We start from the raw sequence: 13,237 nt of genomic DNA on the forward strand, positions 1-13,237 counted from the left end.
CTGTCACTTCAAATAGCCTGATACGCTGCTGCACACTCAGTGCAGCACACGCGGCCCTTCATCACGCTCGAGCTCGCCATCCATCAGGCGACCGGCCATCTGCACGCCCACACTGAGCATGGCCTTGGCCACTTCCACATGCTGACCCTGCAGGAACACCTTGGCGTCTTCCGAGAAATCCAGGGTTACCAGAGAGCCCTCATCCTCGGCGCGACGAAGTTCGATGCGGCCATCAGGCAACTCGACAATTTCCAGAAAAGACGTAGACATAAATGGCAGTTCTCCGCGAAAGGCGATTATTGTACCAGCCGTTGCGTCTATCAGCACTCACTCAACGCGTCGCGGAAACGTCTCACCAAACTTTTAAGGTCATTGCGCCAGCTTTCCAGCTCGGCACGCGACAGCGCTGGATGCTCAGGCTCATCAAGATTGACAGCTTGAATCAGGGGCTGGGTAACGTCGGTTTTCGGCGCTTTTCTGGCGACCGGTGGTCGGAACAAATCGGCATAAGCACCGAGCATTTGCGCCAGCCAGGTTTCCCGCTGGCGGGCCAGCTCCAGCAACTCGGCCACTTCCGGGATGGCGATACCGTTCAGGGCATCGTCGGCCAGTGCTTGCTCCACCGTTGCGACGACCGGCAGGCGGTAGAAGCCCCCGATTTCATGGCACAGGCCCAACAGAGCGCCATACAGGTGGAACAGCGCCGACTCGCGCTCAGCCTGGACCAAACCTTGGGCATTAATGGCCTGACTTTGTTCAGCCTTGGCCATGGACTCGAGGGCGAGGCCGGCGAAGAACAGTTTCTGGTTGGTGCGGGTGTAGAGTTCCTGGGCCATTTCAGTGCGCTCCCATAAGGCTACAAGGCGGATATCTGCATCATAAATGATTGGGGCCGCTTTGCGCCCCTTCGCGGGCTTGCCCGCTCCCACCAGTACAGCGCCACATTCAAGGGCGGCGCGATACCTGTGGGAGCGGGCAAGCCCGCGAAGGGGCGCAAAGCGGCCCCAAATCACAGCACCAATGGATCAGCGCTTATCTTCAACCTTCCAGGCATTGCCGTCGTAGAACGCCTTCCAGCCGGTCGGCTTGCCATCGACCTCGGACTGCACATACTGCTCCTTGGTCTTGCGGCTGTAGCGAATCACCGCCGGGCGGCCATCCGGGTCTTTCTGCGGCGCATCGCACAGGAAGTGGTACTTCGGGTCGATCTCATGCTTGTGCGGCACAATCTCCAGCACCAGCGGCGCACGGGTTTCGCGGTTCTTGGGGAACTGGCTGGCAGCCAGGAACAACCCGGAAGCACCGTCGCGCAGCACGTAGGTATCGTCGACCTTCTCGCACTTGAGCTCCGGCATGTCCACCTTGTCCATCTTCGGTGGCGCCGCCTCGCCGCTCTTGAGCAGCTTGCGGGTGTTCTTGCACGCCGGGTTGGTGCAGCCGAAGAACTTGCCGAAACGGCCGGTCTTCAATTGCATCTCGCTACCGCACTTGTCGCACTCCAGGCTCGGCCCTTCGTAACCCTTGATGCGGTAGTTGCCTTCTTCGATCTCGTAACCGACACAATCCGGGTTGTTACCGCAGATGTGCAGCTTGTGTTTCTCGTCCAGCAGGTAGGCGTCCATCGCCGTGGCGCAGATCGGGCAACGGTGCTTGCCCAGCAACACGCGCGATTCCGACTCGCCCTCGTCGTCAGCGGCAATCTCGTCGCCCGGCACCAGGTTGACGGTAGCCTTGCAGCGCTCTTTCGGCGGCAGGCTGTAGCCAGAGCAACCCAGGAACACACCCGTAGAAGCGGTGCGAATCATCATCGGCCGACCACATTCCTTGCACGGAATGTTGGTCATGGTCGGCTGGTTGGCACGCATGCCGTCTTCGCTGGACTCGGCAGTCTGCAGCTTTTTGCTGAAATCGCCGTAGAACTCGTCGAGCACGTTCTTCCAGTCACGCTCGCCCTGGGCGACGTCGTCGAGGTTCTCTTCCATGTCGGCGGTAAAGCCGTAGTCCATCAGGTTGGAGAAGCTCTCCGACAAACGCTCGGTGACGATGTCGCCCATCTTCTCGGAGTAGAAGCGACGGTTGTGCAGCGTCACATAGCCACGGTCCTGGATGGTGGAAATGATCGCCGCGTAGGTCGATGGGCGGCCAATACCGCGCTTTTCCATTTCCTTGACCAGGCTGGCTTCGGTAAAGCGTGCAGGTGGCTTGGTAAAGTGCTGGCTCGGGTCGATCTGGATCAGCTTGAGTGCTTCACCCTGCACCATCTCTGGCAGCACGTCGTCTTCGCCCGGCTTGCTCTGCTGCGGCAGCACACGGGTGTAACCGTCGAACTTGAGGATGCGGCCCTTGGCGCGCAGCTCGAAATCGCCGGCAGCGACGGTAACGCTGGTGGACAGGTACTGCGCTGGCGGCATCTGGCACGCCAGGAACTGGCGCCAGATCAGCTCGTACAGGCGCTCGGCGTCACGCTCCATGCCGCTGAGCTTGGTCGGGTGGGTATTCACATCAGAAGGCCGAATCGCTTCGTGCGCCTCCTGGGCACCCTCCTTGCTGCCGTAAACCAGTGGCGCCTCCGGCAGGTACTGCTTGCCGAACTCCCGTTCGATGTAGCTGCGTGCCATATCCAGGGCGTCAGCCGACAGGTTGGTCGAGTCGGTACGCATGTAGGTGATGTAACCGGCTTCGTACAAGCGCTGGGCCATCATCATGGTTTTCTTCACACCGAAGCCCAGGCGGTTACTGGCCGCTTGCTGCAAGGTGGACGTAATGAACGGTGCCGATGGCTTGCTGCTGGTCGGACGGTCTTCGCGCTTGACCACGCTGTAACTGGAAGCCTTGAGCTTTTCCAGTGCAGCCATGGCCTGAGCTTCGTTCAGCGGCTTGAAGGCCTCGCCCTTCTCGCGCGCCACCTCGAAACGCACCTTGGCGTTCTTGGCGGTGCCGAGGTCGGCGTGGATCTCCCAGTACTCTTCCGGGATGAAGGCGCGGATCTCACGCTCTCGCTCAACCACCAGCTTCACCGCCACCGACTGTACACGGCCAGCGGACAGACCACGGGCAATCTTGGCCCACAGCAGTGGCGAAACCATGTAACCGACCACGCGGTCGAGGAAACGCCGCGCCTGCTGGGCATTGACCCGGTCGATGTCCAGCTCGCCTGGCTGCGAGAAGGCTTCCTGAATGGCCTTCTTGGTAATTTCGTTGAACACCACGCGCTTGTAGCGGGTGTCGTCACCCCCGATGGCCTCGCGCAGGTGCCAGGCAATGGCTTCCCCTTCGCGGTCCAAGTCGGTTGCGAGATAGATGGTGTCGGCATCCTTGGCCAGGCGGCGCAGCTCTTCGATCACCTTTTCCTTGCCAGGCAGGATCTCGTACTTGGCCTTCCAGCCATGGTCGGGGTCGACGCCCATGCGTGCCACCAGCTGGCGGCGGGCCTTCTCTTTCGGCGAAAGCGCCGGCGCCTCACCCGCAGCCTTGCCACGCTTGGCGGCCGGCTCTTTGCTCGCGCTGGCCGAACCGCTGGTGGGGAGGTCTCGGATATGGCCGATACTCGACTTCACCACGTACTGGTTGCCCAGGTACTTGTTGATGGTCTTGGCCTTGGCCGGGGATTCCACAATGACCAGCGATTTGCCCATGGATCGGAGTATTCCTGAATCTGAAGATAAAAAACGCGCCAAGTGCCAGACGCGGCACCGCTATATATAGTGGCAAAAGTGTGAGGTCAAGCTCGGACGATCACGCGTGCGACTTGCCCAGCAACCCGGGCAGCCCCTCTTCGGCCTTGACCAAAGCAAAGCGTGGCACCTGCTCGCCGTCAAATTCGACGGACTCCTGGAACATCGAAAGGGGACGCACCCAGAAGCTGTAATCACCATACAGGCATTGGTAGAACACCATCCACTCTTCGGTTTCGGAGTGCCGCGCAACACTGAAGACACGGTACTCAGGCCCTTTGTAATGCCGGTATACGCCTGGTTGTATCTGCATGTTGCACACCTCCTGAATAAAACCTGAAAAAACAAAACCGGGGCACTAGGCCCCGGCTGCTGTCCCGCTACGCGATCAGACGCGTTCGAAGACAGTGGTGATACCTTGGCCCAGGCCGACGCACATGGTCGCAACACCCAGCGTACCGCCATTTTGCTTCATGACGTTGAGCAGGGTGCCGGAAATCCGCGCCCCGGAGCAACCGAACGGGTGGCCCAAAGCAATGGCGCCGCCGTGCAGGTTAACCTTCTCATCCATCTTGTCGAGCACTTTCAAGTCTTTCAGCACGGGCAGGGCCTGTGCAGCGAAGGCTTCGTTGAGCTCGATGAAGTCGATATCGGCCATGGTCAAGCCCGCACGCTTGAGGGCTTTCTGGGTCGATGGCACCGGGCCGTAGCCCATGATTGCCGGGTCGACACCGGCCACTGCCATCGAACGGATCACCGCCAATGGCTGGATACCGAGGTCCATGGCACGCTGACCGGACATGACGATCATGCACGAGGCGCCGTCGGTGATCTGCGACGAGGTACCGGCCGTGACCGTACCGCCTTTCGGGTTGAACGCAGGCTTGAGCGATGCCAGGCCTTCGAGGGTGGTTTCCGGGCGAATGGTTTCGTCGAAATCGAACACCTTCAGGAAGCCGTTCTCGTCGTAGCCCTGCATCGGGATGATCTCGTCCTTGAACTTGCCTTCGACCGTGGCCTTGTGGGCCAGCTGGTGCGAACGCAAGCCGAACAGGTCCTGCTGCTCACGGGTGATGCCGTGCATCTTGCCGAGCATTTCTGCAGTCAGGCCCATCATCCCGGAAGCCTTGGCGGCATGCAAGGACAGGTGCGGGTTGGGGTCTACGCCATGCATCATGCTGACGTGGCCCATGTGCTCCACGCCACCGACCACGAACACATCACCGTTACCGGTCATGATCGCCTGGGCGGCCGTGTGCAGCGCGCTCATGGACGAGCCGCACAGGCGGCTGACGGTCTGCGCCGCAGAGGTGTGCGGGATCGGGGTCATCAGCGAAGCCATGCGGGCGATGTTCCAGCCCTGCTCCAGGGTCTGGTTGACGCAGCCCCAGATCACGTCCTCGACTTCTTTCGGGTCGACCTTGCCGTTGCGTTCCAGCAGCTTGCTGATCAGGTGCGCCGACATGTCTTCGGCGCGGGTGTTGCGGTGCATGCCACCCTTGGAGCGGCCCATTGGCGTGCGACCGAAGTCGACAATCACCACGTCTCTTGGATTCAGGCTCATATCAAATCTCTCGCTCTAGCTCGTTGACCGCTCAGTTGAAGAAGCGCTGGCCGTTCTTGGCCATTTCACGCAGCTTGGCGGTCGGGTGGTACAGCGGCCCCAGGTCGGCATACTGATCGGCCAGGGCGACGAATTCGGCCACACCGATCGAGTCGATGTAACGCAGCGCACCACCGCGGAAGGGAGGGAAACCAATGCCGTAGACCAGGCCCATGTCGGCTTCGGCAGCGGTTTCGACGATGCCGTCTTCCAGGCACCGCACGGTCTCCAGGCACAGCGGGACCATCATCCAGTTGATGATGTCTTCGTCAGTGACTTCACGCTGCTCGAACACGATCGGTTTGAGCACGTCGAGCACGGTGGCATCGAAAACCTTCTTCGGCTTGCCGCGCTTGTCGGTTTCGTAGGCGTAGAAGCCCTTACCGTTCTTCTGGCCCAGGCGGTTGGCCTCGTACAACGCGTCGACTGCCGAGCGGCGCTCGTCCTTCATGCGATCCGGGAAGCCTTCGGCCATGACGTCACGGCCGTGGTGGCCGGTGTCGATGCCGACCACGTCCATCAAGTAGGCTGGGCCCATCGGCCAGCCGAACTTCTCCATGACCTTGTCGATGCGCACGAAGTCGACACCGGCGCTGACCAGCTTGGCAAAACCGCCAAAGTACGGGAACAGCACGCGGTTGACCAAAAAGCCCGGGCAGTCGTTGACCACGATCGGGTTCTTGCCCATTTTCTTGGCGTAGGCCACGGTGGTGGCGACCGCCACGTCACTGGACTTCTCACCACGGATCACTTCCACCAGCGGCATCATGTGCACCGGGTTGAAGAAGTGCATGCCGACGAAGTTTTCCGGGCGCTTGAGCGCCTTGGCCAGCAGGTTGATGGAGATGGTAGAGGTGTTGGAAGCGAGGATCGCATCGTCCTTCACCTGGCCTTCCACTTCCGCCAGTACCGCTTGCTTGACCTTCGGGTTCTCGACCACAGCCTCGACGACGATGTCGACATTGGCGAAATCGCCATAGGACAGGGTCGGGCGAATGGCGTTGAGGGCCTCGGCCATCTTGGCCGGGGTCAGGCGGCCCTTCTCGACGCGGTTGCCAAGCAACTTGGAGGCCTCGTTCAGACCCAGCTGAATGGCTTCCTCGCGGATGTCCTTCATCAGGATCGGCGTACCTTTGACCGCCGACTGGTAGGCGATACCGCCGCCCATGATGCCGGCGCCGAGCACGGCGGCCTGCTTCACGTCGTGGGCGATCTCGTCATGCGCCTTGGCCTTGCGCTTGAGTTCCTGATCGTTGAGGAACAAGCCGATCAGGCTCTCGGCGACAGAGGTCTTGGCCAGCTTGGCAAAGCCTGCGGCTTCGACTTCCAGGGCCTTGTCGCGACCGAAGTTGGCGGCTTTCTGGATGCTCTTGATCGCTTCGACCGGGGCCGGGTAGTTCGGGCCGGCCTGGCCAGCGACGAAGCCCTTGGCAGTCTCGAAGGCCATCATCTGCTCGATGGCATTGAGCTTGAGCTTTTCCAGCTTCGGCTGGCGCTTGGCCTTGTAGTCCAGCTCGCCACTGATGGCACGCTTGATCAGGTCGAGGGCACCGGCCAGCAGCAGCTCAGGGGCGACCACGGCGTCGACGGCCCCCACTTTCAGGGCATCTTCTGCACGGTTTTCCTTGCCGGCGGCGATCCACTCGATGGCGTTGTCCGAGCCGATCAGGCGCGGCAGGCGCACGGTACCGCCAAAGCCCGGGTAGATACCCAGCTTGACTTCCGGCAGGCCGATCCTGGCGCTGGTGGACATGACCCGGTAGTCGGCCGCCAGGCACATTTCCAGGCCGCCGCCCAGCGCGATGCCGTTGATGGCGGCAACGGTCGGCACTTCGAGGTCTTCGAACGCGTTGAAGATGCGATTGGCTTCCAGGTTGCCAGCGACCAGTTCGGCCTCAGGCAGCTTGAAGTTGTCGACGAACTCGGTGATGTCGGCGCCGACGATGAACACGTCCTTGCCACTGCTGACGATCACGCCCTTGACCGAAGCATCGGCCCGGATGGCATCGACGGCCTGGCGCAGCTCGTTCAGGGTAAGGCGGTTGAACTTGTTGACGGACTCACCCTTGAGGTCGAACTTGAGCTCGACGATGCCACTTTCAAGAGCCTTAACCGTGATGGCTTTACCTTCGTAAATCATCAACTGATCTCCACGATATGGAAGCTGAACTGTACACGCCGATCGCTGCAGCAGAAGCAGGCCTAAGCTGCCTTGCCCCAGGCACACCCGTCAGCGCGCTAGTCGGAAGTATGGCTTGGCGTCATGACATACAAACGCTCAATTCATACGCCCGTTTGATTTGGGTGTGCACACATTCTCCGAAAAGATGGGCGTTGTCAAATGCTCACGAGCACGGCGAAAACGCGACTTTCCAGTCATTTTCTATCGTCCGGGTACAAAACATGATGACAGTGATCGCCGGTCATTCATGTCAGCGATTGACCACAAGCATCGGCTTATTGCTTTGCGCTTGCGCGAAGAGCCAAGGCGACTACACTGGCACTTGCTTGAATGAATAACCCGGCCTGCCTGGCCTTTTCTGCGCAGCAGAACGCAAAGCGGCGACTTGGCACCCCACCCCTTCAGGGTTATGCCGAGCCGCCGCTTTGTCGTTACAGAACAGATTGACCAGCCTGGATGCCCCCGTAGGAGCGGGTTTACCCGCGAAGCAGGCACCGCGGAGTTTGGCACCGGCTCTGCCAGTGTTCGCAGATGAATCCGCGCCTACAGGGGTCGCGTATGGGCGGCGCTCAAGCCAAGGTTTCGAGGGCGTAGGCAACATCCTGCAACACAGCAGTATCGCCACGTTCGGTCCAGTACAGGGCAATCATCCGCGCATCGGCCTCGACCTTGTACACACTCGCCGGCAAGCGCGACAACGCGCCCATGAAACGTGGGTCTTCGCAGGGCTCGCGCCACTGGTTCCACCACACTCCGGGGCTGACCTGCCAGAAGCTGAAGCTGTCCTCATGCCCACGGCGCCGGGCTCTGTGATACTGCGGGCAGGGGCTTGGCGGCTCCTTTTCCAGCCAGTGCGGCCACTGCTGCGGCGCCAGTTGCATGGCCAAACCCATGCGCCGCGCCTCCAGGCGCAACTTCATCTGCTCGCTCTGCTTGCGCGAGCTGCGCAGCCAGGAAAGCGGACTGAGAATCAGCGCAAGGATTGACACCACCAGCAATACCGTCATATCAGTAGTTCCCATAAAGCGTTGCAAATGAGCTGGTTAGCCATTTTTCACGGTAGACCCGCCCTAAAGCGACCATACTTCTTCTATCGCGATTGTCAGGAGTACCGCTCATGCAATACGAACATTTGTTGGTCGCCGTCGACCTGACCGAAGAATGCGACCCGGTGATCAAGCGCGCCATGGCGCTGGCAGAGCCTTCGAAAGCCAAGGTATCCCTGGTGCACATCGTCGAGCCGATGGCCATGGCCTTCGGGGGTGACGTACCGATGGACCTGTCGCAGCTGCAACAGCAGCAGTTCGACCAGGCCAAGGAGCGCATGGACCGGCTGTTCAACAAATACCCGGAAATCAACCGCGGCGACTCGCACCTGACCTACGGCCAGCCTCGCCAGGAAATCCACCAGTTGGCCAAGGACCAGAAGTGCGACCTGATTGTGGTCGGCAGCCATGGCCGTCACGGCCTGGCATTGCTGCTGGGCTCCACGGCCAACGATGTGCTGCACGGTGCGCCGTGTGACGTGCTGGCGGTACGCTTGCTGAAGAAGGATTGACTGGACCTGAACCGGCCTCTTCGCGGGCAAGCCCGCACATACAAGGGTATGGCACCCCCTGTAGGTGCGGCTTTACCCGCGAAGAGGCCGGAACAGGCTAACGCCAATCAGCCTTCCAGCTCGGCCCAGCGCTCCACCAAGACATCCAGCTCGCCCTGCAGCTTCTCGATCCGCGCCAGCACCGCCGAAGTTTCTGCAATCGGCCGCTGATAGAAGCCCGCCGCATTCACTTCTTCCTGGGCTTCAGCCATACGCTGCTCCAGCTCATCGATCTGCCCCGGCAGCATCTCCAGCTCACGCTGCAGCTTGTAGCTCAGCTTCTTCTTCGAAGCTTCTTCGACCACTGGCGCCGCAACAGGCTCAGGCTTGGCCTCGACCTTTTCCACCACCGCGCTGTTGAGTGCAGACTTACCACCCTTGCTCTCGGTCACACCCAGCAGCTTCGGCGAGCCGCCCTGGCGAATCCAGTCCTCGTAACCGCCCACATACTCACGCACCTTGCCCTCGCCTTCGAACACCAGGGTGCTGGTCACGACGTTGTCGAGGAAGGCCCGGTCGTGGCTGACCATCAGCACGGTGCCCTTGTAGTTGGACAGCACCTCTTCCAGCAGCTCGAGGGTTTCCACGTCCAGGTCGTTGGTCGGTTCGTCGAGCACCAGCAGGTTGGCCGGCTTGCTGAACAGCTTGGCCAGCAGCAGCCGCGCACGCTCACCACCTGACAGCGCCTTGACCGGCGTGCGCGCGCGCTGGGGGCTGAACAGGAAGTCGCCCAGGTAGCTCAGCACGTGGCGGTTCTGGCCATCGATCTCGATGAAATCACGGCCTTCAGCCAGGTTGTCGATTACGGTCTTTTCCAGGTCGAGCTGGTGGCGCATCTGGTCGAAATAGGCCACCTCAAGCTTGGTGCCGCGCTCCACTTTGCCCGCAGTGGGCTCAAGGTCGCCCAGCATCATCTTGAGCAACGTGGTCTTGCCAGTGCCGTTTGCGCCCAGCAGACCGATGCGATCCTGCCGCTGCAGGACCATGGAAAAGTCCTTGACCAGCAGGGGGCCGTCCGCGTGATGGAAGCTGACATTCTCCAGCACCATCACCTGCTTGCCGGATTTGTCCGCGGCTTCGATCTGGATGTTGGCCTTGCCCTGTCGTTCACGGCGCTCGCCACGCTCCACACGCAGGGCCTTCAGTGCACGCACGCGGCCTTCGTTGCGGGTACGGCGGGCCTTGATACCCTGGCGGATCCACACTTCTTCCTGGGCCAGGCGCTTGTCGAACAGCGCGTTGGCGGTTTCTTCAGCGGCCAGTGCGGCCTCCTTGTGCACCAGGAAGCTGGCGTAGTCACCGTTCCAGTCGATCAGGCCGCCGCGGTCCAGTTCGAGGATACGGGTGGCCAGGTTCTGCAGGAACGAACGGTCGTGGGTGATGAACAATACCGCGCCGTTGAAGCCACGCAAGGCCTCTTCGAGCCAGGCGATGGCACCGATGTCCAGGTGGTTGGTCGGTTCGTCGAGCAGCAGCAGGTCAGGCTCGGACACCAGCGCCTGGGCCAGCAGTACGCGGCGGCGCCAGCCACCGGACAGCTCGGCCAGGGTCTTGTCGGCCGGCAGCTGCAGGCGGCTGAGTGTGCTTTCCACCACCTGCTGCAGGCGCCAGCCGTCGCGGGCTTCCAGCTCGTGCTGGACGTGCATGAGTTTTTCCAGGTCTTCATCGCCCTGGATGTTCATGCTCAGGTGGTGGAACTGCGCCAGCAATTCGCCCACGCCGTCCAGACCAGCGGCTACCACGTCGAACACGGTGCGCTCGTCGGCCACCGGCAATTCCTGTGGCAACTCACCGATCTTCAGGCCAGGAGCACGCCAGATTTCACCGTCGTCGCCCTTCTGCTCGCCCTTGACCAGGCGCAGCATGCTCGACTTGCCGGTGCCGTTGCGGCCGATGATGCACACCCGCTCGCCACGAGCGATCTGCCAGGACACTTTGTCCAGCAGCGGCATGGCGCCGAATGCGAGGGACACATCGCTGAATTTGAGCAGGGTCATGTTCGTCTCCATAAATCGGGCGCGCATTCTACCTGACTTGGCCTTCGACGGCATCCGCCAGGCCAACCGGTAGGCACCTGGCGACATCTGGTCGAACTTAATATCCCGATACAAGCACAGTGCTTTCACCCACTGCCGGCAAACAGCTAAGCTAAGGCAATAGCTTTCAATAGTGCTGGCTCCGCCGACACTTCCCATGGTTCAACTGCCCGGACGTATCATGCGCAGCCGCCTGTTACATATCGCATCCTGCCTGCTGCTTACCGCTGCCACCTGCGCAGCGCAGGCCACCGACCTGACCCTGCAACGCCAGTACTATGACGAGGCCAAGCGAGCGCTGGCCAAAGGCGACAAAGGCCCGTACCTGCGCTATGCCCAGGCCTTGAGCGACTACCCGCTGACGCCCTACCTGGCCTACGACGAACTCACCGCCCGCCTGAAGAGTGCCAGCAACCAGGAAATCGAAGGTTTCCTGGCCAAGCATGGCGACCTGCCCCAGGCCAACTGGATGAAACTGCGCTGGTTGCGCTGGCTGGCAGAACGCGGCGAGTGGGATACGTTCGTCAAGTACTACGACCCCAAGCTCAACTTCACCGAACTGGACTGCCTCAACGGCCAATACCAGCTCAGCCACGGCCTGCGCGCCGAAGGTTACGCCACCGCCGACAAGCTGTGGAACGTCGGCAAATCGCAACCTGCCGCCTGCGACACACTGTTCGGCATGTGGGCAGCCGAAGGCCAGCTGACCGAGGCCAAGCGCTGGGAACGCACCAAGCTGGCCGCCCAGGCGCGCAACTACGGCCTGGCCAACACCCTGGTCAAGACCCTGACCACCCTCGGCCCGCAGGGGCGCCTGCTGATCGACGTCGCGCAGAAGCCCGAGCTGCTCAACCAGCCGTCGCGCTTTACCCCGGTCAACGAGGCCATGTCCGACGTGGTCAGCCTCGGCCTTCGTCGCCTGGCCCGGCAGAACCCGGAGCGGGCCATGGCACTGCTCGACGATTACGCCCAGCGCATGCACTTCTCGGGTGACGAAAAAGTGGCCATCGCCCGCGAAATCGGCCTGACCCTCGCACGCCGCTACGACCCACGCGCGCTCGACCTGATGACCCGCTATGACCCCCAGCTGCGCGACAACACCGTCAGCGAATGGCGCCTTCGCCTGCTGCTGCGCCTGGGCCGCTGGGAGGACGCTTACGAGCTGACCAAGCGCCTTCCCCAGGACCTGGCCAGCACCAGTCGCTGGAAGTACTGGCAGGCTCGCAGCCTGGAGCTGGCACAGCCAAACAACCCGCAGGTCTCGCTGCTTTACAAGGCCGCAGCGCGTGAGCGTGACTTCTATGGCTTCCTCGCCGCCGACCGGGCACAGACACCGTACCAGCTGAACAACAAGCCGCTGCTGCTGAGCCCACAACTGGTCAAGAAGGTTCGCAACACGCCCGGCATCCAGCGCGCACTGGAATTCCACGCCCGCGGCCAGATCGTCGACGGCCGCCGTGAGTGGTACCACGTCAGCCGCCACTTCACCCGTGACGAGATGGTTGCGCAGGCACGCCTGGGCTATGAGCTGCGTTGGTACTTCCCGGCTATCCGCACCATCAGCCAGGCCCGGTACTGGGACGACCTGGACATCCGCTTCCCCATGGCCCACCGCGACACGCTGGTGCGTGAAGCCAAGGTTCGCGGCCTGCATTCGAGCTGGGTATTCGCCATCACTCGCCAGGAAAGCGCCTTCATGGAGGACGCACGCTCACCCGTGGGCGCCAGCGGCCTGATGCAGCTGATGCCGGCCACCGCCAAGGAAACCGCACGCAAGTTCAGCATCCCGCTGGCCTCACCGGCGCAAGTGCTGAACCCGGACAAGAACATCCAGCTGGGTGCGGCCTACCTGAGCCAGGTACACAGCCAGTTCAACGGCAACCGGGTGCTGGCTTCGGCAGCCTACAACGCCGGGCCCGGGCGCGTGCGACAGTGGCTCAAAGGGGCCAAGCATCTGAGCTTCGATGTGTGGGTGGAGTCGATCCCGTTCGACGAAACGCGCCAGTATGTACAGAACGTGCTGTCGTATTCGGTGATCTACGGGCAGAAGCTGAATTCACCGCAGCCATTGGTGGATTGGCATGAACGGTATTTCGATGACATGTGATTGCTGTTGAGCCTGTACCGGCCTCTTCGCAGGTGCGG

General features: G+C 61.6%; 10 protein-coding genes. 2 read left to right on the forward strand and 8 right to left on the reverse strand.

Annotated elements, in window-relative coordinates; translation table 11 throughout:
• Positions 1-36: 36 nt before the first annotated feature.
• The 7 genes from ACF8O8_RS27400 to ACF8O8_RS27430 all read right to left on the reverse strand — a co-directional run bounded on the left by ACF8O8_RS27400 (position 37) and on the right by ACF8O8_RS27430 (position 8,466).
• Positions 37-270 (reverse strand): hypothetical protein, encoded by a 234-nt coding sequence (locus ACF8O8_RS27400; RefSeq protein WP_003248777.1) that lies wholly within the window; start codon positions 268-270, stop codon positions 37-39.
• A gap of 50 nt (positions 271-320) precedes the next feature.
• The gene (locus ACF8O8_RS27405) at positions 321-836 is read right to left on the reverse strand and encodes a DUF6586 family protein (RefSeq protein ID WP_392510917.1); all 516 of its coding nucleotides are present in this window, start codon (positions 834-836) and stop codon (positions 321-323) included.
• A gap of 189 nt (positions 837-1,025) precedes the next feature.
• Complete coding sequence (gene topA, locus ACF8O8_RS27410) at positions 1,026-3,635, reverse strand: type I DNA topoisomerase (protein WP_003248770.1); 2,610 nt, start codon at positions 3,633-3,635, stop codon at positions 1,026-1,028.
• A gap of 100 nt (positions 3,636-3,735) precedes the next feature.
• Positions 3,736-3,987, reverse strand: coding sequence for a DUF1653 domain-containing protein (locus tag ACF8O8_RS27415; RefSeq protein WP_003248769.1), 252 nt, complete (start codon positions 3,985-3,987; stop codon positions 3,736-3,738).
• Positions 3,988-4,062: 75 nt separating this feature from the next.
• A complete protein-coding gene (fadA, locus tag ACF8O8_RS27420) occupies positions 4,063-5,238 on the reverse strand; it encodes an acetyl-CoA C-acyltransferase FadA (RefSeq protein ID WP_010953128.1) in 1,176 nt (391 codons plus the stop codon).
• 31 nt (positions 5,239-5,269) lie between these two features.
• Entirely contained in the window at positions 5,270-7,417 is a 2,148-nt protein-coding gene (gene fadB, locus ACF8O8_RS27425) for a fatty acid oxidation complex subunit alpha FadB (protein ID WP_014591781.1), read from the reverse strand.
• Positions 7,418-8,028: 611 nt separating this feature from the next.
• Complete coding sequence (locus ACF8O8_RS27430) at positions 8,029-8,466, reverse strand: hypothetical protein (RefSeq protein WP_003248762.1); 438 nt, start codon at positions 8,464-8,466, stop codon at positions 8,029-8,031.
• Positions 8,467-8,576: 110 nt separating this feature from the next.
• On the opposite strand from ACF8O8_RS27430, the gene ACF8O8_RS27435 reads away from it, so the two are divergent.
• The gene (locus ACF8O8_RS27435; RefSeq protein ID WP_014591782.1) at positions 8,577-9,017 is read left to right on the forward strand and encodes a universal stress protein; all 441 of its coding nucleotides are present in this window, start codon (positions 8,577-8,579) and stop codon (positions 9,015-9,017) included.
• Between the two features lie 107 nt (positions 9,018-9,124).
• Here the strand turns inward: ACF8O8_RS27435 and ACF8O8_RS27440 are convergent, their stop codons facing one another.
• On the reverse strand, positions 9,125-11,053 hold the full coding sequence (locus ACF8O8_RS27440) for an ATP-binding cassette domain-containing protein (protein WP_014591783.1): 1,929 nt from the start codon (positions 11,051-11,053) through the stop codon (positions 9,125-9,127).
• A gap of 220 nt (positions 11,054-11,273) precedes the next feature.
• Between ACF8O8_RS27440 and ACF8O8_RS27445 the strand changes: the two genes are divergently transcribed.
• Positions 11,274-13,199: a transglycosylase SLT domain-containing protein gene (locus tag ACF8O8_RS27445; RefSeq protein WP_392510919.1), complete on the forward strand. Its 1,926-nt coding sequence runs from the start codon at positions 11,274-11,276 to the stop codon at positions 13,197-13,199.
• Positions 13,200-13,237 lie beyond the last annotated feature (38 nt).

Source organism: Pseudomonas sp. TYF_14 (genome assembly GCF_043105275.1).
GTDB classification, from domain to species: Bacteria; Pseudomonadota; Gammaproteobacteria; order Pseudomonadales; family Pseudomonadaceae; genus Aquipseudomonas; species Aquipseudomonas alloputida.